This window comes from Mucilaginibacter sp., assembly GCF_028288185.1.
Classification (GTDB): domain Bacteria; phylum Bacteroidota; class Bacteroidia; order Sphingobacteriales; family Sphingobacteriaceae; genus Mucilaginibacter.
In genome coordinates this window covers 31,542-55,724 of sequence record NZ_JAQBOF010000031.1, presented here as the reverse complement: position 1 = coordinate 55,724, position 24,183 = coordinate 31,542, and the positions used below count along the sequence as shown (strand labels likewise).

Below are 24,183 nucleotides of genomic sequence, written 5' to 3'. Positions count from 1 at the left end.
TCACACCTTCGCACTCAACACCCACCGCCACGCAAATCGCGTTAGCAGGTTAAAACCTTTCCATTCATCCACAAATTCAATAATGTATTTGAGGCAATTATTAGCAAATTTCTGTTTGAAGTTTTTGGTTGCCAACTTATAGGCCTGGTCCGGGTTTTCAAGGCCGATCCGTTCGTAGATCTCTTTTTTAACGTACATGGTGCGTACAAAGAGAATGTTAAATAGAATCACATAGCTGTATAGTGTCCGTTTAATAAAGCCTGCTTTTGCAGCGTAAGTTTTAAGTAAAGCTTTGGTAAATAGTATATGCCTGCTTTCTTCAATATTATGGAGGTCGAACATTTTTTTGAGTACGGGATAGATGTTTGGCGCTTTGCGGACATAATTGCCATAAATGTCTGTAACCAATTCTACCGATACGCTGCCCATAAACAAATAATCGGCCGGAAGATATTTATTACTAAACTCGCCAAAAAACTTATGCAGCCTGCTTTGCTTGATAGGTTTGCCGCCTAGTTTGGCAATAGCTTGCGCAAACATTTCCTGGTGACGAAATTCTTCTATAAGCTCACGTATTAAAAATTGGTGTTCGACATTATCTGCCGGCAAAGTAATCAGGTGGCGGGTCATAAACACGCAAAACAGGCATTCGCCCCATGCGTAGGATGCTATTACTTGCACCAGTTCATGTCGACCCAGTTCCAACTTTTGAGTAGGAGAGAGCGTTTTGTAAATATCAAGCCCTTGTAATGATGTTAAAGTTTCAGGTAGAAAAATATCGTCAGGTTCGGGTTCTAGTCGCCAGGGAATGTAGTTTTCGGGCATTAGGGGATGTTCCCTACTGATCTTTATTAAACGTTCTACTTCTTTAACATCCATATAGTAAATATACGTGGAATTGACGCAATGAGTTGCGTGGTAAAGGTAGAAACGCGAAATTTTGCGTCTCTATAAATTATCCTTATTCGGCAATTACTTTTACATCTATATTGCCACGTGTAGCTTTTGAATATGGACAACCCTTATGCGCCGCATCTGCCAGTTTTTGGGCTTTGGCTGTATCAATGCCAGGGACATGCACATGCAGTTCTGCAGATAGCGCGTAGCTTGTAGGCCCTTCCTGATTAAAGCTAATATGTACATCAACTGTGGCTTCGCTAACATCTACACCATCGCGCTTGCCAACCGACCCCAGCGCACCCAAATAACAGGCACCCCAGGCACCGGCAAATAATAATTCAGGATTTGCATAACCGTCTTCGCCGCCCATAGCTTTAGGCACTTTTAAATCAAGGTCTATTATGCCATCTGCTGATTTGATATGGCCATCGCGACCGCCCTTAGCGCTGACAATGGCAGTATATAGTTTTTCCATTGTTAAGTAACCTGCCAGGGTGCGATAATGTTTGATGTGAACGATAACTCACCATAGCTTTACTTCGATAAAAAAAATATGGGATGCCTTTGCAGACAAAAGTTAGATAGAATTAGATTTTGCGCTTTTTTAGGATAAATAAAAAATGCTAAAAACAGGTAAGTTGTGAATAAGAAAAATGTTAATAACCCAAGACATAATATCTATAATATACTGATTTTTGTTGTATTAAGCATGTTGGTAACTACAGTTTTTCTGTTAATAACCCGTTAATAAAAAACCCAAAAAATATTTGCAAAAAGGGGTATGCGTCCCGATATTGAAATCATCAAGAACGACGTACTTTGACAGCCTTACAGGAATAACAGAAATTGAATCGGGTGAGTTTTCGGACAAACTAAAGATCAAGGGAAAGCCTGAGTTACAGAAAAATGAAAAATCGAGAGGTTTGAAAAAGCATGTAATTAACGAGGTATTACGTGAGTTGCTAATTGTCTACGGAGAATGGTAACACAACTAATGACCTTGAAGTAATCAATGTTAGCAAACAATGATCAGTTCGGAAAGCCTTCTGAATGATGATGTATCAGGGTTGCGCATATAACAGAGGAGTTGCTGCCCGCAAGGGGAGAAACGGAATCGAGCATCTGCAAAAACAATGTTAAGTCAGAAATTCGCAGGAATGAAGATTGAAACCAGGTTGGCACTAATAACAATGACGAGAGCGGGTCGGTCACTATACACAAAACTTGATGCTTTATAACGGACTACGGTACGATATAGGGTTGAAAACGGGAGATCAAATCGAAAGACGCGGCTCCCGTTTTTGTTTTTTATAATTTTTCTCACCACTACAAGAAACGAGGTGTCACCCTGAGGCCCTCGAAGGGTGAGCGTAAAGGCCTTTGCCCTCATGCTTCGAGAGCATCAGCATGACATCCTCTCTGCTTCACTTCATTAAATTATCTTCAATTAATAAGGCGAAAAATCCCCCAATATTCCAACAACTATTTCACCAAAACCCAACTTTCACGCATTTTCATCCCTCTAAAAAATCTCAATTTTATCAAATTTTGTTGATAAACAGATTGTTAATAACCCAAGATATAATCACTTTAAATAATTGATTATTAACACTATGTATAATTTATAAATGTTTAATAGTGCTATTTTTTATGTTAGCAATCCGTTAATAAAAACCATAAAAAATATTTTGCAGATCGGGTTTGTGTCCCGATATTGAAATCATCAAAACAGACGTACTTTAACAGCCTTACAGGAATAACAGAAAGTGAATCGGGCAAATCTTCGGAAACGCTAAAGATCATGGGACTGCCTGAGTTACACACCAAACAGAAACTGCGCAAGCGACGGAAACGCAGTGTTAACTAAAATAGGGTATTAACAGAAGCTGCCGATTTTTTCGGAGATAGACAGCGGAAGGTAATGACTTTGATGCAACCGGAACCCGCAAGGGAGAGGGCCAGAGCGAGTTGGTTAACTTACAGAAAACATGATGCTTTATGGAGAACTACGGTTAGCCATAAGGGAGAAAACGGGAGACAAATCGAAAGAGGCGACTCCCGTTTTTGTTTTTATATGGGGTTTTAAACACAAATATCCTGTCAATGACAAGGCCTCGTAAATTTTACCTCTGCCTGATCTGTCTTTCATAATCTTTATAGATATTTGTTTAAACATATATTATAGTCATGGAAATTGGAATAGACAGTTTTGCCGCAGCAAACGTAAAAGGTACTACTAACAACAGCGATGCCCTTGTACAATTATTAGATAGAATGGAGCATGCCGACACGGTGGGCCTTGATGTATTTGGTATTGGCGAGCATCACCGCAAAGAGTTTTTAGATTCTGCGCCAACCATGATCCTGGCTGCCGCAGCTGCCCGCACAAAGCGTATTATACTAACCAGTGCAGTTACCGTGTTAAGTGCTGCTGATCCGGTTAGGGTATTCCAAAATTTCGCGACACTTGATCTGATCTCGCAAGGACGTGCGGAGATGGTTGTCGGTCGTGGTTCATTTACTGAAGCGTTCCCGCTGTTTGGGTTAAATCTGCATCATTACGATGAATTGTTTTCAGAGAAATTGGATCTGCTGTTAAATATTCAAAATAATGAGTACGTTACTTGGTCTGGTAAATTCCGGCCGGCGTTGAATAATCAGCCTATCTATCCGCGTCCGTTACAAAATCCGCTGCCGGTATGGCTGGGTGTAGGTGGCACGCCTGCCTCATTTGTGCGTGCCGGTACTCTAGGTATGCCGTTGATGGTGGCGGTAATTGGCGGCGAAACCCATCGCTTCCGTCCATTGGTTGATCTGTATCGTGAAGCTGGTAGAAAAGCAGGGCACTCGCCGGAAAAACTGAAGGTGGGTTTGCACTCGCTGGGTTACGTTGCTGAAACTACCGAACAGGCAGTAATTGATTTTTACCCGGGTTATGCCGAAATATTTACCCGCATAGGGCGTGAGCGTGGCTGGCCGCCGGTAACGCGCCCGCATTTTGACGCGCAGAATGGCAAAACAGGTGCATATTTAGTAGGTGGCCCCGAAGAAATTGCTGAGAAGATTTTGCATCATAGCGAAGCATTGGGCGGTATATCCAGGATCACTTTCCAGATGGACAATGCAGGTTTGTCGCACGCGCAATTGTTGCGTGCCATTGAGCTTTTAGGTACAAAGGTTGCACCTTTGGTAAACAAATAGTTTTTAGGCAAACTTAAATTACCTAATTTAGTGGCTTATGCAAAAGGACGATAAAAGCAGGCCGAACGGGAGAAAAAAAATATTTGTTTTAGATACCTCTGTGATCTTATATGATCATAATGCATTTGAAAATTTCCAGGAACATGATGTAGCCATACCTATACAGGTGTTGGAAGAGCTGGATAACATGAAAAGCGGTAATGATACCCGCAATTTCGAGGCCCGCAGTTTTATCAGACTGATTGATGATATATCACGCAAAAAATTAATCAATAAATGGCATCCGCTAAACGGAAAAGATAAAGGCAATTTTAAAGTTGTCATTGGCATAAAAACCAACGATATGGATGCCGAGGCCATTTTTGGATCAGATAAGGTAGACCATCGCATATTGAATGCCGCGTTGAGCTTGCAGGAAGAAAACCCGGATAAAAAGGTGGTGCTGGTATCAAAAGATATTTGCCTGCGTTTAAAGGCCAAGGCGCTTAGCCTGCATGCCGAAGATTACGAAACCGGCAAGGTTAAAAACCTGGACGAGCTATACACTGGCAAAACCATTTTAAATAGTACCGATAAACAGATAGCCCAACTTAATAAACAGGGTAGTTTGCCCGTTGATGAATTTGAATTAAACGCAAACACCAGCAATCACTTCTATATATTGGAAGGTAAAAAAAATACGGCATCGGCATTTTATAATAGCCAAACCGGTGTGCTGGAACGGGTAACAGAGCAGCCTATATTTAACATCTTCCCTAAGAATCAGGAGCAGGCTTTTGCCATACATGCGCTGCTAAACCCGGATATTAAGTTGGTTACCATACAAGGCAATGCCGGTACAGGTAAAACCTTGCTGGCTTTGGCCGGGGCATTGGAGCAACGTAAGTATTACCGCCAGATCTATGTTACACGCCCTATAGTACCACTCAGTAATAAAGATATAGGTTTTTTGCCGGGCGATATAAAATCAAAAATAGACCCCTATATGGCGCCTATTTGGGACAATCTGAAGTTTATTAAAGACCAGTTTGCCGATGATGAAAAAATGCAGGCCAAACTGGATGAACTGGTTATTAATGATAAGATCTCTATAGCACCGCTGGCTTTTATACGTGGCCGTACGCTGAGCAAAATATTCTTTATTGTAGATGAGGCCCAAAATCTTACCCCGCACGAAATAAAGACCATCATATCTCGCGCCGGCGAGAACAGTAAATTTATTTTCACCGGTGATATCTACCAGATTGACACCCCATACCTGGATGCAGAAAGTAACGGCTTGTCTTACTTAATTGACAGGGCGAAGGGCCACCCGCTTTACGCGCATATCACCCTGCAAAAAGGGGAGCGAAGTGAGTTGGCTAATTTGGCTACAGAGTTGTTGTAAGCCCCCTCTAAATCTCCCCCGGTAGGGGAGACTTCAATAGCCACTTGCAACAAGTGAATAAGAATTAATTAAAAGTCTCCCCTACTGGGGGAGATTTAGAGGGGGCTATATCATCCGTAATCTTAGCAATATCATTGCTTATCTTACTAATAAAATTCAATTGCTCTTTAAGCAGGTTATCGGTTACGGTGGGCACCAGCTCTTCGGTCGGTTCCGCTTTTTCCCCGGTAAATTCTATGCGTTCGCCGCCTAGTTTCTTGCTGCTTTCGTTTAGTACGGCTATGCTTTTCTTTAATAGTTTTAAAGTATCCGGGCTGGCTTTGTGCATCCCCTTTACCGTAATTTCTGATGCTACTGTAGCGGTGTAGGATGACAGGATATGGTTAAGCACCACAAACTTATGTATGTCTTTTATATTGCGCTGCTTGCTTTTAGGCTCGGATGTCATGCGCTCAAAAGCGGCAGATAAGTTGGCCGATTTCACATATACATCTTTCCGGGCCAGTTTATACTCGGTAGTGGTAACTGTTTTGCCAGTGATGGTTTTGGCGATCTTTACAAGATAGTTAACGTTGCCATAGATCACATCGGACAGGCTTTGTTTAATCTGCTCAAATTCCCAGGTTGGGAAGATTAAATAGCTGGCAATAAACGCGATGCTTGATCCTATTGCGGTATCTATCACACGTTCTTCCACAATATCCAAATGGCCTATCCCCAAAAATTTAAACAGGATAAGCACGTATGGGGTCATGAAAACAACACTTACCACATAATTAAGTCTTTGGAAACTATAAGCCCCCAACATAAATACCAGCATAAAAGTAAACTGCACATTGGTATTGGGTATAAACAAAAGGATAATGATACCAATAATACCGCCTGCTATGGTGCCGGTTAAACGCTGATAGTTGCGCTGTTTAGATAAGCTAAAGCCGGGCTTTAATATTACAATAATGGTTAACAATACCCAATAACTATGATGACCCAATGCAAATGCTTTGGCTACTGTAAATCCTATTAAACAAACTAAGCATACCCTTAGGGCGTGCTTAAATGTGGCAGAATCTAACGAGAAATTATCGAAGAAAACATGCGGCTCATAATCCTGGTGGGTTACAAATTTAGAGTACTCAACATCGTTATCATTCGCTATCAGTATTTTTGATGAGCTTGAGTTATAGTAGTTAAAAATGTTCTCTATTTCTTTGTTCAGGTCGCGCAGGTTTATCAATATCTTTTTAAGTACCAGGTTACTGGTTTCATGCGCGTTGCCTATGGCGTCAATCTGTAGTTTAAGCTGCTCTAAAGCCGGGTTAAAATTAACCATGTACTTGTATCGCGTGTTTGATAATATGGCAAAGCCAATATTCTCCAGCTCGTTAGCCATTTGATGTACCAGTTGCGCTATATCTGGTAAAATGCCGGTATCCTTAAATTTGTCTTGTATCTGCGTATAATCATAATGGGTAGCCATAATCTGCTCAAACATATCCACCAAATCCACAAATGTAAGCACTAGTATACGGCTGGCATTGGTGCTTTCGCGTGCCATAACACGGCTTTTAAACAGAAGCTCTCTAACCGCATCCTGATGCTGGCTTACCTGTATTTGCTGCGATACCAGTTTATTATAATTATCATCAATATCCGTATCGGGGAGATAGAAATCGGCTTTTATCCGCAGAAATTTAACAACATCGGCTACGTTCTCACCCAAAGCTTGTTGTGCCGCGCGGTAGGGGCGAATGCCAAAAAATACCAGGCTAAACAACATATACCAAATACCGCCTGCTAAAATTATCGCGCTGTAGCTTAATACTTCATCAGGCTTTATTTCCTTATCCATCATAAATATCATAATCAGCAAGGCCGCCGTACCAACCGATGCTGCACGATTACCATAAACAATGAACATGGAGAACAGGAAAGAAAATACAGTAACTTCTAAACCTAATGTATAAACATTTAAACGGGCAAAGCCTGTAGTAACAGCCACAATAAACACGCATAAATTACCTATGGCCATACCATTGCGCTTATGTACTTCGGGCCCGGGATTATCAATAACGCAAATACAAATCGCTCCTAATGAAAGGGTTATCCCCAGGTCAAACTTACCAAATTGCAGCAATACCAGCGCAGGCAGTAAAATACCTAACGATATGCGCAAGCCGTCAGAAAAATACTGGCTGAAAAAGAAACTTTTTATCTCTTTAGTTTGAATTACCACCCGACAAATCTCGGAAAAAAGGCTGATATATGAATTTATAAAAATTCTATCCGAATGGGTTTTTTATAATCAATATTAGTGTCAATGTGTATTTTTTTTAATAATTATATAATTTTTAATGATTTTAGTTTAAATTCACACCGATTTACTGATTATTATTACCAAGCCGCTTTTTTAAACTTATTTATCTGATTTAATTTATGTCCTCAACCTTAAAACTCAGCCAAAGAGAAACAGCTTTCAATAACGAGGTTGTTACCCGTTTTGAGTTATATAACAGCTTGTTCCAAACGCTGCCATTTTACCAGGTTAAAGAAATTGGTATACTATTACCTTTTTTTAGTTCGCATTGCGATAAAGGGGCTATAAAAGAAGAATCGCCAACCAAAATAATCGAATCATTTTTTCAAAAATACGTACCGGATATTGACCACCGAGAACAGCTTAACCGCATGTTTCGTTTTATACAATATATTGAGCGTCAGGTAGTTTTGTTTGATGCTATTGAAGATTCATCGTTTAGTAAAATTGGTCGTGCCGATGATGTAGGTACCTTAACAGGCTTACTGCAAGCTGCCGCAACCAGCGACCATGTGCGCCAGGACATTAGCGAAAAGCTAAAAGATTTTTCATTACGATTGGTACTTACCGCACACCCAACCCAATTTTATCCGGGTACGGTATTAGGTATAATGACTGATCTGATCGAAGCATTAAAAACTAACGATATCAACAGTATAGATGTTTTATTACAACAATTAGGTAAAACACCGTTCTTCAATAAAAAAGCACCGACACCGGTTGATGAGGCCGTGAGTTTGGTTTGGTTTTTAGAAAATACTTTTTACCACGCTATATCGGGCATCCAATCAAAATTAGAAGAAGAGTTTGATATAGATGAAAATCGTAAAAATCAATTATTAGAATTGGGCTTTTGGCCGGGCGGCGACCGTGATGGAAACCCTAACGTTAATACCAAAACTACTTATGATGTGGCCGTATTGTTAAGGCAGATCATTTTCCGCTGTTACTACCGTGATTTTAGGGTATTAAAACGCAGGATCACTTTTAGAGGAATAGAAAAAACAATGGCTGCCTTGGAAGCCATGCTTTATGAGAATGCCTTTAATAAACATCAACATAACGCTAAAGACTTGCAGGGTGAATTGTTGGAACTGTTAGGCGCCGTACGCGAAACCTTAATAACCAGTCACGATAGTCTTTTTGTTAACATAGTTGAAGACCTGATACGCAAGGTGCGTTTATTCGGCTGTTTCTTTGCTACTTTGGATATAAGGCAGGATAGCCGCATTTTACGCAGCGTATTTAATTATTGTACTGACAAAGGCATAGCGACAGGCTTGCCTGCTAACTACGAAGAACTAAGCGAAGAAAAAAAACTAAAAAGCATAACTTTTAACGAGCTTAACTTTTTATGTCCTGAAGATGCGGATGATATGACCAAGGATACGCTAAATACCATAATGCTGATGAAACATATTCAGCATACCAATGGCGAAAAGGCTTGTCAGCGTTTTATTATCAGCAATTGCCAGCAGGCATCAGATATGTTGCAGTTGATAGACCTGTTTTTATGGAGTGGTTGGAAAGCAGAAAGCCTAACCGTTGACTTTATGCCATTATTTGAAACAGTTAACGATTTAAAAGTTGCTGCTGATGTAATGGAAAAATTATACACCCATCCGTTTTATGCGTCACATTTAAAGAAACGGGGTAATTCTCAAAGCATAATGCTGGGATTCTCTGACAGTACTAAGGATGGTGGTTATTTAATGGCCAATTGGTCTATTTATAAAGCTAAAGTAGAGCTTACGGCCATGGCACGTAAATACGATATTGACCTGGCATTTTTTGATGGTCGTGGCGGCCCACCTGCGCGTGGTGGTGGTAAAACTCACCGTTTTTATGCATCAATGGGTAATGAGATAGCTAACGAACATATTCAATTAACCATACAGGGCCAAACAGTAAGCTCGCAATACGGATCAATTGAAACTGCCCGTTTTAATATGGAGCAGTTAATTAATGCCGGCGTAACATCAGCATTAAACCCGGATAGCAATGATCTGTTAAGCGTTCAGCAAAAAGCATTAATTACTGATATGGCCGATGCTAGTCACGAACTATTTTTAAGCCTGCGCCAACACCCGTTGTTTGTAGAATACCTGGAGAAATTTAGCCCGTTAAAACTATTATCAAAAATTAACATAAGCAGCCGTCCAACCAAACGTAATGCAGGCGCGCCGTTAAAATTGGAAGATCTGCGCGCTATAAGTTTTGTAACGTCGTGGAGCCAGTTAAAGCAAAGTATCCCCGGATTTTATGGGGTAGGTACGGCGTTAAAGAAAATGAAAGATGAAGGTAACTGGGCTCAGGTAGAGCAGCTTTATAATACATCGGGATTTTTTAAAACGATGCTGGATAACTGTATCATGTCCATGTCTAAATCTGATTTCAGAATTACTGCTTATTTGGAGAAGGACGAGAAATTTGGCGCATTCTGGAAAAAATTAAAAGATGAGTTTGAACTAACTAAATCCTTATTGTTGGAATTAACCAATACGGAAATACTGATGGAAGATTCACCGGTTGACCGTCGTTCTATAGGCATCCGCGAGAAGATTGTATTGCCTTTGGTTATTATGCAGCATTATGCTTTAAACTGCATGAATAATACCACCGATAAAGAATTAATTGAGATTTACGATAAACTGGTTATCAGGACTGTGTACGGTATTGTTAACGCCGGACGTAATTTGGCGTAACCCCATTCATGTAGAGACGCAATACTTGCCTCTCATATTACAATCATCAGAGACGCAAGGAATTGCGTCTCTATCTATTTTAAATATTTCTACTATTAATTAAATATTTTAAACTAGTTAGGGTTATATTTGTTTATACCAATATAACCTTGACGGCTTTAAAATGAAAAAGTTAATCTGCTTCGTATGCATGGTGATGGTATTGTTTTTTATTTCATCATGTAAGGATAACAAACACGCCAAAAACTATAATGAAATGATTGACGAGGGCAGTGTTTCCTTTATTCAACAAGGACTGGAAGCTGGTCAAACCGAAATAAAAGCATCTCAGTTAGCAGCAGCAAATTCAAAAAATCCGCATGTGTTAAGTTTTGCCAAATCTATAATAATGGATTATGACACGACTAATGACAAGTTAGAAAAAATAGCAATTAACAACAGGGTAAGAGGTGGGGATTCTGTTAGTGCGATGCATAAAAAAACAATAGCAAATATTACGTCATTGTCAGGCAATGCATTTGATAAAGCTTATATACAATTTATGGTAACAGAGCACCAAAGCGCTGTGAAATTATATAATGCTGCAACTAATGACAGGATTGATGGAATACAAACCTTCGCACGGAGAGCGTTGCCGGTTTTAAAAATGCATTTAGATTCGGCAAATTTGATTTGCGCGACATTAAAATAACTTTAATTGTTGCTGTTTTGGTGGTTGTGCTTTGCCGAATACCGTTCTGCCGCCATATTTCCAGGAGTTGTTTCTTTCTTCCTCAATCACTTGATCAAAATTTGCGTTAGGTATAAAATCCTGCTCGGCCCGTTGGGCTATTTGAGTTAATCTTTTTATAGCTTCATTTTTTTCGTTATTACCTAATTTAGCTTTATGTATGGCTGTTTGCAGGGTACCGATTGTTTCATCATAAACTTTAGTAGGGACAGGGAAGGGGTGCCCATCCTTACCACCATGCGCGAATGAAAAGCGAGCCGGATCTTTAAATCGTGATGGAGTGCCATGTATAACCTCGCTAACTAAAGTTAGCGATTGCAATGTGCGCGGCCCTAATCCCTTTAACAATAATAATTCTTCAAAATCTTCCGGGCGTTTTTCATGCGCCAGCCAAAGTACAGAACCTAATCTTTTTAAGTCAACATTTTCGGCGCGAACATCGTGATGCGATGGCATTACAAGCTTGCCAATCTCTTTTAGCATCTTATCCGGGTTCTCATTAGCTATTTGCATAACCCCGGCACGTGAAGGCGCTGCCAGGCTATCGGCCATATTTAATATAAGACCATTGTTTTTTCCGTAGATAGAAGTATGCGGGTCATCAACAAATGAGGTCAGTGAATCAGAATGCCAATGGTATCTGCGTGCAGTGCTTGATGCATCGCTCATGCCTTGCTGTACTACACTCCATTTACCGCTATCGCTTAAAATAAAATTATGGGTATATAGTTGGAAACCGTCCTGTATGGCAGTATTATCAACCTTGGCACTTAGCTTACTGCATTTAACCAGGTAATTACCGTCAAGGCCGGTACGGTCGCTTATCCGCATCAATTCATCAGGCGTTTGTTTGGAGTATTTGCCCTTGCCGCCACAAATATAAATGCCTAACTCTTTACTATGCGGATTAATAGCACGTTTTAAAGCCCCCATTACAGAAGTAGTTATGCCTGATGAATGCCAGTCCATCCCCATAACTGCCCCCAAACTCTGGAACCAAAACGGATCGCTTAGTCGGCGCAATACTTCGTCTTTGCCATAGTCTAATACGATAGTTTCCACAACAGCCAAACCCAACTTTGCCATCCTTTCGGCCAACCATTGCGGTACATAACCGTAATGTAATGGCAGATCAGCACTTCCCGAACGCTTCATGCTAACAAAATTAGCAAAATAAATTATCATTCCCACAACTAACCTATTACAAAAACATTTACATTAGCTAAACCAATATTATACCATTCATGAACAAACTAATACTTGCTTTTTTGCTGTGCGGCACAAGCTTTTTGGCTATTAGCCAGTCTGCGCCAAAACCTTGCGGACCTTTGCCAACCTACGGGCAGTTAAAATGGCAGGAAACAGAAATGTATGGCATAATTCACTTTGGGCCAGATACTTATACTAATAAAGAGTGGGGCTATGGCGATGAAGATCCGGCAATTATGAACCCCACCCAATTTAGCGCCATGCAAATTGTTAGCGCGGCCAAAGCGGGCGGATTAAAGGGGATAGTTGTTGTAGCCAAACATCATGATGGTTTTTGTATGTGGCCCACTAAAACCACCGAGCATAATATTTCAAAAAGTCCATATAAAAACGGAAAAGGTGATATTGTGAGAGAATATCGCGAAGCATGCGATAAATTGGGTATGAAAATGGGCGTATACTGTTCGCCGTGGGATAGGAATAGCCCGTTATATGGCAAGCCTGAATATGTTACCGATGTTTATCGCAAGCAATTGCAGGAATTATATAGCAATTACGGTCCGCTATTCATCGTGTGGCATGACGGCGCTAACGGTGGTGACGGCTACTATGGCGGCGCTAAAGAGAAAAGAACAATAGATCGGTCTACCTATTACGGTTGGGACGAGACCTGGGGCATAGCACGCAAGCTGCAACCCAATGCGGTTATATTTGGCGATGTCGGCCCCGATGTAAGATGGGTCGGTAATGAGCGCGGTATGGCTGGCGAAACCAGTTGGGCAACCTATACACCACATGCTCCAGAAGCCGGTAAAGCGCCGGGTAATGGTTTCGTGTTGGATAAAGAAGGTGTAGAAGGGCATCGCGATGGTAAATTCTGGCTGCCTGCCGAGTGCGATGTATCTATACGCCCCGGATGGTTTTATCATGCAGATCAGGATGATAAGGTGAAATCAGCGGCTACGTTGCTGAAGCTGTATTATAATAGTGTAGGCCATGGTGCTTGTTTGGACCTGGGTTTATCGCCAAACAGATTGGGTTTACTGGCTGATGGAGATGTTAAAGCATTAGCAGCATTTGGAACCATATTAAAAGAAACCTTTAATGTTAACTTAGCAAAGGGCGCAACGCTTACTGCCAGTAATATCCGTGGAAAAAACAAACTAAAATACGGCCCTACAATGCTGTTGGATAACGACCGTTACAGTTATTGGGCCACCGATGATAAAGTTACAACACCTGAATTAACGCTTGATCTGCATCAGCCGAAAACCTTTAATGTGATACGCCTGCGCGAAAACATTAAGCTGGGTCAGCGTATAGATGCGGTTGCTGTTGATGCCTGGTTAAACGATAAATGGGAAGAAGTAGCCACAGCTACAAGTATTGGCGGCAACAGGTTGATACGTTTAAAGGCCGATGTAACTACAACCAAAGTAAGATTAAGGATAACCAGCGCGCCGGTAAGCATTGCGCTCAGCGATTTTGGATTATATAAAGAAGCAACAATAACTGAATAATATGACATCTGTAAAAAAACTAATTACTCTATCTGCATTAACATTTATAGCTATGACCGCAGCTGCCCAACATACTTTATTTGATACATTAACAAAACCAACGTTGATATCAAACCAGTTTGCTTTTACCGAGGGCTGCTCGGTTGCAAAAAACGGGGATGTGTTCTTTACAGATCAGCCTAATGATAAGATTTGGAAGTATGAGGTTGAAACCGGGAAGCTATCTGTTTTTTTGGATAAGGCCGGCCGGTCAAACGGCACTTATTTCGATAAAAAAGGTAACCTTATTACTTGTGCTGATGATAAAGGCGAGCTATGGTCTATCAGCCCGAAAGGAGAGGTTACTGTTTTGATGACTGATTTGGAAGGGAAACAAATGAATGGCCCTAATGATGTTTGGATAGACAAGAAAGGCGGCATATACATGACCGACCCTTACTACCAACGCGATTACTGGACACGCAAGAAAAAAGAACTGGACGGCGAGCATGTTTACTACCTACCAAAAGGAGCCAAAACGCCGATAAAAGTAGTAGGCGATATGCGCCAGCCTAACGGTATTGTTGGTACACCTGATGGTAAATTCCTTTATGTATCTGATCTGGGTGCTCAAAAGACTTATAGATATAGCATTAATAAAGACGCCACTCTAAGCGAAAAAACGCTCCTGTTTAACCAGGGATCAGACGGGATGACGTTGGATGAGAAGGGGAATATATACATCACCGGCCGGGGAGTAACTATTTATAGTCCCGAAGGTAAAAAGATAGCCAATATACCTAACACTGATAAATGGACAGGCAACGTTGTTTTTGGAGGAAAGAACCGTGATATACTATTTATAACCGCTTCTAAATGCGTTTATATGTTAAAGATGAATGTTAAGGGGGTGGAGTAACCACCAATATAATAGCGATGGGTTTTAAACCCATCGCTATTTATATCATAACCTTATATTCATAACCCAACACCTCATCCACATTAACACTGGCTACTATCTTCCAATTTTCCTTTTCCTCAATAAAGTGTGGTGCATCTAAACCGGCAGCAACGGCAGCTTGCGTATAAAAATTAGCGTGGGTAGGGTGCGACGGTGAAACTGCATTATAGGTATACCCAAATGCCTGTTTATCCAATATCGTGTTACTGATGCCTATACAATCGGTAAGGTGAATTAAGTTAACCGGTGCTTCGCCGTTAGGTATATCGGTTTTACCTGCAAAGAATCTTCCCGGTTCACGGCCGGGGCCAATGAGGCCGGCGAAGCGGATGATGGTTGTGGTGAAATCGGATTGTTGTTTTAATAGTTCTTCGGCGGCTAATAGGATCTTGCCCGATTCGCTGTCAGGACTAGGATCATCAAGTTCGGTAACTTCTGCGTTGCTATCACTATAAACACCGGTCGAGCTTATTAGTACAACTTGTTTGATGTTGTAGGTTTTGATGAGGGATATTAAACGCTCAATTTTTGACAGGTATTCTGCACCGTTACCGGATCTTGCTTTGGGCGGGATGCTGATCCAGAGTACATCACATTCAAAAAAAGAGGGGTCGATGATCTCATCGGTGGGAGAGAGATCGATCAGGTAAGGCTCAATTCCGCTTTCGGCAAGCAGGCTTAGTTTATCGGTGGTTGTGGTCGAGCCTTTAACTTTTACCCACTTGTTGACAAGCGATTTCGCCAGTTCTAACCCATACCATCCGCAGCCTAAAATACTTACCGTCATGTGTCAAATATCGATCTTTTATTTGATCGGTTAAACTTTTAACGGTTTAGGGGCTGTTATTATGATATGGAAGCGAAGAAAGAGATCATAGCAACATAGTCCATATAGGGCTTTGCACATGCAGAATTAACGCTGTTTGACACCGCGCGAGTGTACCACGCGCGTGTGTCTCTCCATGATACACTTTGGTACACCTGTTTTTGTAATTGATTGATAATAAAATGGTTAATTTTATTAATCCGGTTTCATGATACAATTTGGCACACTTTTCCTGACTTATAAGTAATTTTTCAGCAACGGTTTACTGACGGAATGGTGTCACCATCAATTTGAAAAATATTGTTCTAAGTCCATAACGTACTCCTTTCCAGGCATCATTGCGGGGAACGAAGCAACCTCTACACTTGCTAATCAGCGAAATGGGTGTGGTTCGTTAGAACGCATCGTAGCGCTCATGGCCGCTAGGGCCTAGTTACTTTCCCTTAGATGGAAAGTAACCAAAGATCAAGTCAGACGATAGGCTTCTTGACGCACTTGGCCTTTGCGCGGCATCGCAGGTAAAACCTCGGGCTGCATAATTTTGCTCCGGGTCGCACAGGCCATTGCCCTGGCAAAAAGACGCTATGCCCCTGCCACCCGCAAGGCCAGCAGTTTTACCTGCGCTCACCCGAAGCTTTTCGTCTGACGGTTTGTCTAGAGAATAAGATCCTGCATAATAATATACGCCTATTCTCTCCGCGCGTCATTGCGAGGAACGAAGCAATCTCTACGTAAGCTAAGTAATTAGAAGTCTTTTCCGCAGTTACAAAGTTCTATTAATTCAGGGTTATAAAAGTTTATATAGTCTTTAACAGCATAAAGTGCTTTAGTATAATCAAATTTTAAACTGTCATTGTATAGTTTTTCATAACTGATTTGCCTGTCGGCATCGAAGGATTTCATGTGAGTAAAGTCGTCCCTTAAATCCCTTAAATTAATGATTGTTTCGAATTTTTTTCTATCATGTAATTTAAAATCCTTTCCTGTTGCCTGGGGTATTACGTTTGTAATTTTTATTGCAAATGAAAGGTATCTTTCAATTTGACTTTTGTTTTGCAGCGTTGTTTGTTTACCATTTGAGTCTTCATACTTGAACCCAAATGGTATTATGCGATTAACAAAACCTTCCAACGCGTTAAATAGAGTCGTACTTGCCAAGATTGCGGTAGAAAAAAAATTATAAGAATGTTGTAACGGTTCGGAAACATCGCGATATTCTTTCAATAATTTAGCTCGATATCCATTGATATCTACAATATTTTGGCGTGCTGTTTCGAATAAGCATACAACAAGGTCAGGTTCTGGAATATATAAAGATTTATGTTTGTCTACTTGATATCGAAAAGTTCCAATCATTTGATCTTTGTCTGTTATTAAATAAGCAAAGTGATTGTTAGTTAATTTTTTTTGAATTTCTTCTTTGGGAATTAAATCTGCGTTTATTGCATTCGCAAATAGTGACGAAGCACCTTTGGGTATATCTTGCTGACGAAGAAGCTTTTTCTTAATATGTTTCATAATAAGGATACTAGGTCAAGTTTCTTGTAAATATAATATTTTATACTGTTAGTCATGGCGCGGATATAGCGAGGTTAGCATACTCAGTTACTTTGCTCACGCAGAGGTTACTTCCTTCCTGCAATGAGCATTGATGAGGTTGGTTGGTTAGTGTCCGACAGGCTGAAAGTGTTTGAGGGGAGGGGTGGACGGACGGGTTAACCGCTTAGTTTCTTCGTTCGTTGTTGCTGTAAAGGCTGGATAATTCGGTAACAGAATTAGTTGATACTTTTAGTCGAGACTTTTCCTAAAACTTTCGAGTGTTAAGCCGGCAATTGCGTCGATGTGTGTTTGTATCCGTCTTTGTATTTCGGCATTCAATTCTGGATTAACAACTATTTCGGTAATATTATTAGTAAACACGCGATAATAATCGGCAATAGCTTGTATGTTGAATTGATAATACCCATTTAATATTAAATTGGCTTTCTGGGTAATCTTTTCTTCTGTTTTGCCCTGTAATTCCTCAATCAACTTCCGAATAATTGCAATTATATCGAATTTTAACTTATCATAAAGGAGTGCTAATTTTGATTCCTTATTTTCATTAGAGTTTATCGGATATAATTTAAAAAGATAATTTTCAGTTCCTTCCAAGAAACTGAAACATTTTTCAAAACTCGAAGCATGGATGTTATGCATAAATTGATTTCTAATTTCCATAAATTTTACAAGTTTATCTCTTGAAGTTTTATCAAGAATTCCAAGGTCTATCAACAAAAAGACTTTTTGATTGAATGATAACGACTTGCTTGTATTACCGAAACAATTTGATTCATTTGGATTTGAAATATTCAAAAATTTTGCAGCTATATCTGCTATTAATGATTCAAAAAACAAGGAGTCTTTTAAAACCTTTGTCCTGACTCTTATGCCTTTTCGTTCGTACGCCATTAATTATAGAAATTTTAAATTTTGATCAGTCTTTTATTAGACACAATTACCTAAGCCAAGATACTATTAATCTTAATAATAATGTCACCCTTATACCTGCAACTAAGCCATTACAGACTATGCTCTATAACACAATACAGTAACTGATTAGCTTCCGTAAAGATTGCTTCGTTCCTCGCAAAGACGTGTTGGTTAGGTGGTAACCTTGTCCGCTTGTCCATCCTGTCTCACTCCTTTTGCAGACGGACACCCACCGCACATTTGTTGGTGATAACACACAACAAAGGCGGGCGCGCATAGCAAGTGGGAATGCAATAGCTTTGACAACTTTTTAAAAGTTGTCAAAGCTTCGGGTATACATCATAGTCATCCAGTAATCATAAAAATCAGCGGTTCAGACAAAGGCCGGCGCGCTGGCCGCGTAAGGGATGGAAATGGATACCGGCCCCGAGCCTAAGGCCTGCAGGCGTATGAATGTACAGCCCGGCCCGAAGGGATACGCCCATTTGAGTTATGAGTTTTGAGTAGTGGGTTTTGAGTTTTTTTGCACTAATACTCATCTCACCGCCCACACTCATCACCCAAAACTCACCACTCAAACCCCACCACTCATAATTCACTAATTAAATTATCTAACACTGTTAAGTAAATGACAAATAAATGATACGATGTTTAAAAAAGCATTATACATTTGTACCGTTTAACAGTGTTAAATAAATTAATGCCCAAAAGCAATGGCAAGTAAAGACAGGATATTACGGTTAAAAGAAGAAACCAGGTGCAACATACTGGATGCTTCTTTAAAGATTGTAAAAGAGGGAGGATGGGATGCCTTGAGCATGCGTAAAATAGCAGACGAGATAGAATACACCGCGCCTATTATTTACGAATACTACAGTAACAAGGGTGCTATATTATTAGAATTAACCCGCAAGGGCTTTCTATTATTAGCTAAAGATCTGGAGGCTGCTAAAAGCAAACACCGTTTACCGGCCAAACAGCTGGAGGCCATGTGGCTGGCATACTGGAACTTTGCCTTCGCCGAAAAAGAACTGTACCAGGTAATGTACGGTGTTGAAACCACTTGTTGCGAGATGGCGAAGAAAATGCCTGAGTCTGAATTGCCTATGGACCTGATATGGGACGTAATGGTTGAACTGATGACGCCAATAATGGCGCCACACGTACCAACCGAAGACGAGGTTTGCATTAAGTACTATACTTTTTGGTCGGTTATACATGGGTTGATCTCTATCAATATGGTTAATCGCGGTAGTAGCGCCGAAACAAACCACGAAGTTTTAAAGACCGCTATCAGCGGTATCATCCGCTCAATAACCGGATAACAAAGTCCTTAAAAGGGTAAATTTTTTTACAACGAAAATAACATTGTTAAAATATCTAACGCTGTTAAATTAACTAAATTTTAAACATCTACTATTAAATTAATACATCATGACAACTCCATCACTTCCTTACTCATTTAACACTGTTAAAAAAATTAATAGTGTTATAGCCATCGGTTTAGCGTTACTATCGCTTTTTTTATATAGCTGTTCATCGGCACCTGCCGCCGCGCCTGCACCACCGCCGCAGTCATTACCGGTAACTACCGTACATACAAGTTCGGTAACTACTTACCAGGAATATCCGGCTTCAATTGAAGGCGCGGTTAACGTAGAGATCCGCCCGCAGGTTAGCGGATCATTATCTAAAGTATTTGTTGACGAAGGCGCTTTAGTATCAGCCGGCCAACCAATATTTAAGATCAATGACCAACCTTACCGCGCGGCTTTAAACAACGCACTAGCCAGCCTGCACGCTGCCGAAGCGGCACAAACCAACGCGCAGTTAGAAATTGACAAGCTAACCCCGCTGGTTGAAAACAAAGTAGTATCAGATTATCAGTTAAAAACAGCTAAAGCATCGTTCCAGGTTGCTAAGGCCAATATCGAATCGGCAAAAGCAAATGTATCAACCGCACAAATTAACCTGGGTTATACCTTAATTAAAGCGCCTGTTGGCGGTTATATAGGCCGCCTGCTTAAAAAGCAAGGTAGTTTGGTATCTCCGCAGGATGTTGAGGCTTTAACGCGACTATCAGATGTGCATGACGTACATGTTTACTTCTCGTTAGGCGAAAAGGACTTTGTAGGCTTTAAAGAGCAATATGCAGGGGCTACCTTAAAAGACAAATTGAAACACCTACCCGCAGTATCATTACTATTGGCTGATAACAGCGAATATGCCATTAAAGGCAAAATAGATATGATAGACGGCCAGTTTGATAAAAATACCGGTGCCATAACCGTACGTGCCAGTTTTGCTAATGCGCAGGGCTTATTACGCTCGGGCAATACCGGCAAGATTCGTTTAAGCCTGGTGCATACAGACGCGCTGACCGTACCCGAATCGGCCACTATTGAAATGCAGGACAAGGTATTTGTTTTCGCGCTTGCCGATAGCAACAAAGTTAAAAAAGTACCCATCACCATTGTTGGTAAAAACGGTACAGATTATATAGTAAAAGACGGTGTAAAAGCAGGCGATGAAATTGTGTTAAGCGGTATTGACCACTTGCAGGAAGGCGTTAAAATAGCTCCGCAAAAAGCAGCAGACAAGGTTGCTAAAAACTAAGTAATAGAATTAAGAATCAAGAGTCAAGAACCAAGAATTAAGATAGAGAGTTTATTAAGATAGTACGGATAACATTCGTCTTGTCTCTTGACTCTTAATTCTTGACTCTCCCCTCTACAACACACACAAATCATGTTTAAAATATTTATAAAAAGGCCCGTGCTGGCAACCGTTATCTCCATATTGCTGGTGATAGTTGGCGTACTCGGCTTAACAAAATTGCCCTTAGAGCGGTTTCCTAATATAGCCCCCCCGGCGGTATTGGTATCCGCGGTGTATCCGGGCGCTAATGCCGAAACTATTTTACGTTCTGTAACACCATCATTAGAAGAAGCCATTAACGGGGTGGAAGGCATGACCTATATGACATCTACTGCCAGTAATGATGGTACATTGGGTATTACGGTTTATTTTAAACAAGGCACTAACCCCGACCAGGCGGCAGTGAATGTTCAAAACCGTGTTTCGCAAGCTACCAGTCAGTTACCTGCCGAGGTGGTTCAATATGGTATAACCACCACTAAACAGCAAAACAGTTTTATAGGTGCTATAGCTGTTTACACAGAGGACCCGAAAAAATACGATCAAACCTTTGTGGCCAATTATGCGCAGATCAATATCATCCCCGAAATTAAACGTATCCCGGGTGTAGGCTCTGCAAGTATATTTGGTGGTATTAAAGATTACTCTATGCGTGTTTGGCTAAACCCGGGTCAGATGGCAATCTACAAAATCACCCCCGCCGAAGTAATGGCTGCTATACAGGACAAAAACCTGGAAGCAGCCCCGGGTAAATTGGGCGTACAGAGTAATGAAGCATTTGAGTATGTAATTAAATATAAAGGTAAGCTTACCAAACCGGAAGAATACCAAAATATAGCAATCCGCGCAAATGCGGATGGTTCTGTATTACATTTAAAAGATGTAGCGCGTGTTGAGCTGGGTACTTATTCGTACACCAGCGCCAGCCACCTTAACGGGCATGATGGTATAATAATTGGTGTTATACAACTATCGGGCTCAAACGCCAACGAAATTCAGATAGCCATTGATAAGTTGATGGAAAAGGCATCAAAGGATTTTCCTGTCGGCATTAAATACAATCAGTTTTATCGTACCAAAACCGACCTTGACGAGTCAATTACCCAGGTTGAACATACATTGCTTGAAGCATTTATACTGGTATTTATTGTAGTATTTATTTTCCTGCAAGATTTCAGGTCTACATTGATCCCGGCTATAGCCGTTCCGGTTGCTATTATAGGTACGTTTTTCTTTATGAACCTTTTTGGTTTCTCTGTTAACCTTTTAACATTGTTTGCATTGGTATTGGCCATAGGTATTGTGGTGGATGATGCCATTGTAGTGGTAGAGGCGGTACATGCCAAAATGGAACATAACCCTGGTCTTACCCCAAGAGCGGCTACCAGCGCAGCGATGCATGAAATAACAGGCGCAATTATATCTATTACGCTGGTTATGGCGGCCGTTTTTTTACCGGTGAGTTTTATGACCGGATCCACAGGGATATTTTACCGGCAGTTTGCGTTAACCATGGCTATAGCTATCCTGATATCGGCTGTTAACGCTTTAACTTTAAGCCCTGCATTGGCGGCTTTATTCTTAAAGAATAAACATACTGTGGATGGCCACGAAGCACCGAAAAAAAGCTTTACAGAAAAGTTTTATGCAGGCTTTAACGGCGGTTTTAATTATATGACCGACAAGTACATTGGCGGGGTAAAAGCTCTTATCCGCAATAAATGGGTTAGTATGTCAGGGCTTTTATTGGTAGTTGTTGCTACGGTTTATTTGGTGCGCACAACAAAGTCGGGCTTTATCCCTACCGAAGATCAGGGGTTTGTGGCCATAGCTGTCTCTACACCATCCGGCACTTCATTAGATGGCACAAATAAGATATTCAGGCAGGCCGAAGATCAGATAAAAAGTTTACCATCAGCAAGGTTTGTTACCGCACTGTCTGGTTTTAACTTTTTAACACAATCCAGCAGCCCGTCGGCCGGTGTAATTTTCTTGTTGTTAAAACCTAATGAAAAAAGGGGCGATGTTAAGAACATTGATGATATACAAAATATAGTAAGGGGCAAATTAGCCGGTATACCGGGCGGTACTTTCTTCGTATTCAGCTTTCCAACCGTGCCGGGATTTAGTAACGTAGAGGCGCTTGACGTGATGTTACAAGATAAAACCAACGGCAGGTTAGATAAATTTAGCGGCATTGCTAACAATTTTATTGGCAAGCTGATGCAGAAAAAAGAAATTGCATTTGCCTTTACTTCTTATAAAGCAGATTACCCACAATTGCAATTAGAGGTTAATGACGAAAAGGCCAACCAATTAGGTGTAAACGTTAAAGACATTTTGCAAACTATGCAGGCTTACTTTGGTACCGCCCAGGCATCAGATTTTAACCGGTTTGGAAAATACTACCGGGTAGTTGTTCAAGCTGATATTGCAGACCGTACCGATCCTTCGGCCATTGACCGTGTATTTGTAAAAAACAAAGCCGGCGAAATGGTGCCAATTAACACACTGGTTAAACTAACCCGCGTTTTTGGTTCAGAAACCGCGTCCAGGTATAACCTATTTAATTCTATCGAGATCAACGCTATACCAAAACCAGGCTATAGCTCGGGCGATGCTATCCGCGCTATACAAGAGGTAGCAAAAGACGAGTTGCCTGCCGGCTTCGCTTATGAATTCTCAGGTCAAACCCGCGAGGAAATAAGCTCAGGCGGGCAATCAACCATCGTGTTTTTGATGTGTTTGGTGTTTGTTTACTTCCTGTTAGCCGCACAGTACGAAAGTTATATATTGCCATTGGCGGTGATACTATCTATCCCTACCGGTATATTAGGTGTATTTGTGGTATTGGGTTTAACCGGCATCGAAAACAATATCTACGTACAAGTAGCATTGATCATGCTGATAGGCTTGCTGGCTAAAAATGCCATCCTGATAGTAGAGTTCGCGATACAGCGCCGAAGGGCAGGGCATGACCTGGTAGCATCAGCTATTGAGGCCGCTAAATTAAGGTTGCGGCCTATTATTATGACATCTCTTGCATTTGTATTTGGTTTGTTCCCAATGAGCATCGCTACCGGCCCATCTGCACAGGGTAACCACTCTATCAGTATTGGTGCCGCGGGCGGGATGGTATCCGGTGTATTGCTGGGTTTATTCATCATCCCGGTATTGTTTGTGATCTTCCAGGGTCTCCAGGAAAAAATTACAGGCGTGCCTTTCGGCCCGGGTAAAGACAATGATGATGATCATCATCAGCAAATAAAAAATGGCGTGCAAATACCGGCCATTCATCAAACAGAACTGGTATAATTTAAA

The 24,183-nt window shown here is 41.0% G+C and carries 17 protein-coding genes; 9 read left to right on the top strand and 8 right to left on the bottom strand.

The window, feature by feature from the left end; genetic code table 11:
* Together JWQ34_RS14005 and JWQ34_RS14000 are read right to left on the bottom strand one after the other, a co-directional pair.
* On the bottom strand, positions 1 to 879 hold the full coding sequence (locus JWQ34_RS14005; RefSeq protein ID WP_299358054.1) for a diiron oxygenase: 879 nt from the start codon (positions 877 to 879) through the stop codon (positions 1 to 3).
* Between the two features lie 82 nt (positions 880 to 961).
* A complete protein-coding gene (locus JWQ34_RS14000; protein WP_299358051.1) occupies positions 962 to 1,375 on the bottom strand; it encodes an organic hydroperoxide resistance protein in 414 nt (137 codons plus the stop codon).
* Positions 1,376 to 3,087: 1,712 nt separating this feature from the next.
* Between JWQ34_RS14000 and JWQ34_RS13995 the strand changes: the two genes are divergently transcribed.
* On the top strand, positions 3,088 to 4,101 hold the full coding sequence (locus JWQ34_RS13995) for an LLM class flavin-dependent oxidoreductase (protein WP_299358048.1): 1,014 nt from the start codon (positions 3,088 to 3,090) through the stop codon (positions 4,099 to 4,101).
* 37 nt (positions 4,102 to 4,138) lie between these two features.
* Complete coding sequence (locus JWQ34_RS13990) at positions 4,139 to 5,488, top strand: PhoH family protein (protein WP_299358045.1); 1,350 nt, start codon at positions 4,139 to 4,141, stop codon at positions 5,486 to 5,488.
* A 64-nt stretch (positions 5,489 to 5,552) separates the two neighbouring features.
* On the opposite strand, the gene JWQ34_RS13985 is transcribed toward JWQ34_RS13990, so the two are convergent.
* Positions 5,553 to 7,721, bottom strand: coding sequence for an FUSC family membrane protein (locus JWQ34_RS13985; RefSeq protein WP_299358043.1), 2,169 nt, complete (start codon positions 7,719 to 7,721; stop codon positions 5,553 to 5,555).
* Positions 7,722 to 7,921: 200 nt separating this feature from the next.
* Between JWQ34_RS13985 and JWQ34_RS13980 the strand changes: the two genes are divergently transcribed.
* Positions 7,922 to 10,507, top strand: coding sequence for a phosphoenolpyruvate carboxylase (locus JWQ34_RS13980; protein ID WP_299358041.1), 2,586 nt, complete (start codon positions 7,922 to 7,924; stop codon positions 10,505 to 10,507).
* Positions 10,508 to 10,670: 163 nt separating this feature from the next.
* Complete coding sequence (locus tag JWQ34_RS13975; RefSeq protein WP_299358038.1) at positions 10,671 to 11,198, top strand: DUF4142 domain-containing protein; 528 nt, start codon at positions 10,671 to 10,673, stop codon at positions 11,196 to 11,198.
* On the opposite strand, the gene JWQ34_RS13970 is transcribed toward JWQ34_RS13975, so the two are convergent.
* Complete coding sequence (locus JWQ34_RS13970) at positions 11,190 to 12,392, bottom strand: DUF763 domain-containing protein (RefSeq protein ID WP_299358035.1); 1,203 nt, start codon at positions 12,390 to 12,392, stop codon at positions 11,190 to 11,192. The two genes, JWQ34_RS13975 and JWQ34_RS13970, sit on opposite strands and share 9 nt — an antisense overlap.
* Before the next feature lie 89 nt (positions 12,393 to 12,481).
* On the opposite strand from JWQ34_RS13970, the gene JWQ34_RS13965 reads away from it, so the two are divergent.
* A complete protein-coding gene (locus JWQ34_RS13965; protein WP_299358033.1) occupies positions 12,482 to 13,966 on the top strand; it encodes an alpha-L-fucosidase in 1,485 nt (494 codons plus the stop codon).
* A 1-nt stretch (position 13,967) separates the two neighbouring features.
* Positions 13,968 to 14,864, top strand: a complete 897-nt coding sequence (locus tag JWQ34_RS13960) for an SMP-30/gluconolactonase/LRE family protein (protein WP_299358030.1) — start codon at positions 13,968 to 13,970, stop codon at positions 14,862 to 14,864.
* Between the two features lie 40 nt (positions 14,865 to 14,904).
* On the opposite strand, the gene JWQ34_RS13955 is transcribed toward JWQ34_RS13960, so the two are convergent.
* From JWQ34_RS13955 to JWQ34_RS13940, 4 genes are all read right to left on the bottom strand, one after another.
* Positions 14,905 to 15,693 carry an SDR family oxidoreductase gene (locus tag JWQ34_RS13955; RefSeq protein WP_299358027.1) on the bottom strand — a complete coding sequence of 263 codons (789 nt, stop codon included), beginning with the start codon at positions 15,691 to 15,693 and terminating at the stop codon, positions 14,905 to 14,907.
* A 472-nt stretch (positions 15,694 to 16,165) separates the two neighbouring features.
* The gene (locus tag JWQ34_RS13950; protein WP_299358024.1) at positions 16,166 to 16,360 is read right to left on the bottom strand and encodes a hypothetical protein; all 195 of its coding nucleotides are present in this window, start codon (positions 16,358 to 16,360) and stop codon (positions 16,166 to 16,168) included.
* Positions 16,361 to 16,476: 116 nt separating this feature from the next.
* Positions 16,477 to 17,250: a hypothetical protein gene (locus tag JWQ34_RS13945; protein ID WP_299358021.1), complete on the bottom strand. Its 774-nt coding sequence runs from the start codon at positions 17,248 to 17,250 to the stop codon at positions 16,477 to 16,479.
* A gap of 270 nt (positions 17,251 to 17,520) precedes the next feature.
* Complete coding sequence (locus tag JWQ34_RS13940) at positions 17,521 to 18,183, bottom strand: hypothetical protein (RefSeq protein ID WP_299358018.1); 663 nt, start codon at positions 18,181 to 18,183, stop codon at positions 17,521 to 17,523.
* A gap of 734 nt (positions 18,184 to 18,917) precedes the next feature.
* On the opposite strand from JWQ34_RS13940, the gene JWQ34_RS13935 reads away from it, so the two are divergent.
* The 3 genes from JWQ34_RS13935 (at position 18,918) to JWQ34_RS13925 (ending at position 24,177) form a co-directional block, all read left to right on the top strand.
* Entirely contained in the window at positions 18,918 to 19,529 is a 612-nt protein-coding gene (locus JWQ34_RS13935) for a TetR/AcrR family transcriptional regulator (RefSeq protein ID WP_299358016.1), read from the top strand.
* A gap of 109 nt (positions 19,530 to 19,638) precedes the next feature.
* The gene (locus JWQ34_RS13930) at positions 19,639 to 20,820 is read left to right on the top strand and encodes an efflux RND transporter periplasmic adaptor subunit (protein WP_299358014.1); all 1,182 of its coding nucleotides are present in this window, start codon (positions 19,639 to 19,641) and stop codon (positions 20,818 to 20,820) included.
* 132 nt (positions 20,821 to 20,952) lie between these two features.
* On the top strand, positions 20,953 to 24,177 hold the full coding sequence (locus JWQ34_RS13925; protein WP_299358011.1) for an efflux RND transporter permease subunit: 3,225 nt from the start codon (positions 20,953 to 20,955) through the stop codon (positions 24,175 to 24,177).
* Positions 24,178 to 24,183 lie beyond the last annotated feature (6 nt).

Coding starts and splice junctions, on each gene's coding strand:
- JWQ34_RS14000 (WP_299358051.1), bottom strand. CDS start 1,375: ATGGAAAAACTATATACTGCCATTGTCAGCGCTAAGGGCGGTCGCGAT.
- JWQ34_RS13925 (WP_299358011.1), top strand. CDS start 20,953: ATGTTTAAAATATTTATAAAAAGGCCCGTGCTGGCAACCGTTATCTCC.
- JWQ34_RS13980 (WP_299358041.1), top strand. CDS start 7,922: ATGTCCTCAACCTTAAAACTCAGCCAAAGAGAAACAGCTTTCAATAAC.
- JWQ34_RS13995 (WP_299358048.1), top strand. CDS start 3,088: ATGGAAATTGGAATAGACAGTTTTGCCGCAGCAAACGTAAAAGGTACT.
- JWQ34_RS13945 (WP_299358021.1), bottom strand. CDS start 17,250: ATGAAACATATTAAGAAAAAGCTTCTTCGTCAGCAAGATATACCCAAA.
- JWQ34_RS13930 (WP_299358014.1), top strand. CDS start 19,639: ATGACAACTCCATCACTTCCTTACTCATTTAACACTGTTAAAAAAATT.
- JWQ34_RS13965 (WP_299358033.1), top strand. CDS start 12,482: ATGAACAAACTAATACTTGCTTTTTTGCTGTGCGGCACAAGCTTTTTG.
- JWQ34_RS13955 (WP_299358027.1), bottom strand. CDS start 15,693: ATGACGGTAAGTATTTTAGGCTGCGGATGGTATGGGTTAGAACTGGCG.
- JWQ34_RS13960 (WP_299358030.1), top strand. CDS start 13,968: ATGACATCTGTAAAAAAACTAATTACTCTATCTGCATTAACATTTATA.
- JWQ34_RS13940 (WP_299358018.1), bottom strand. CDS start 18,183: ATGGCGTACGAACGAAAAGGCATAAGAGTCAGGACAAAGGTTTTAAAA.
- JWQ34_RS13935 (WP_299358016.1), top strand. CDS start 18,918: ATGGCAAGTAAAGACAGGATATTACGGTTAAAAGAAGAAACCAGGTGC.
- JWQ34_RS14005 (WP_299358054.1), bottom strand. CDS start 879: ATGGATGTTAAAGAAGTAGAACGTTTAATAAAGATCAGTAGGGAACAT.
- JWQ34_RS13975 (WP_299358038.1), top strand. CDS start 10,671: ATGAAAAAGTTAATCTGCTTCGTATGCATGGTGATGGTATTGTTTTTT.
- JWQ34_RS13990 (WP_299358045.1), top strand. CDS start 4,139: ATGCAAAAGGACGATAAAAGCAGGCCGAACGGGAGAAAAAAAATATTT.
- JWQ34_RS13970 (WP_299358035.1), bottom strand. CDS start 12,392: ATGAAGCGTTCGGGAAGTGCTGATCTGCCATTACATTACGGTTATGTA.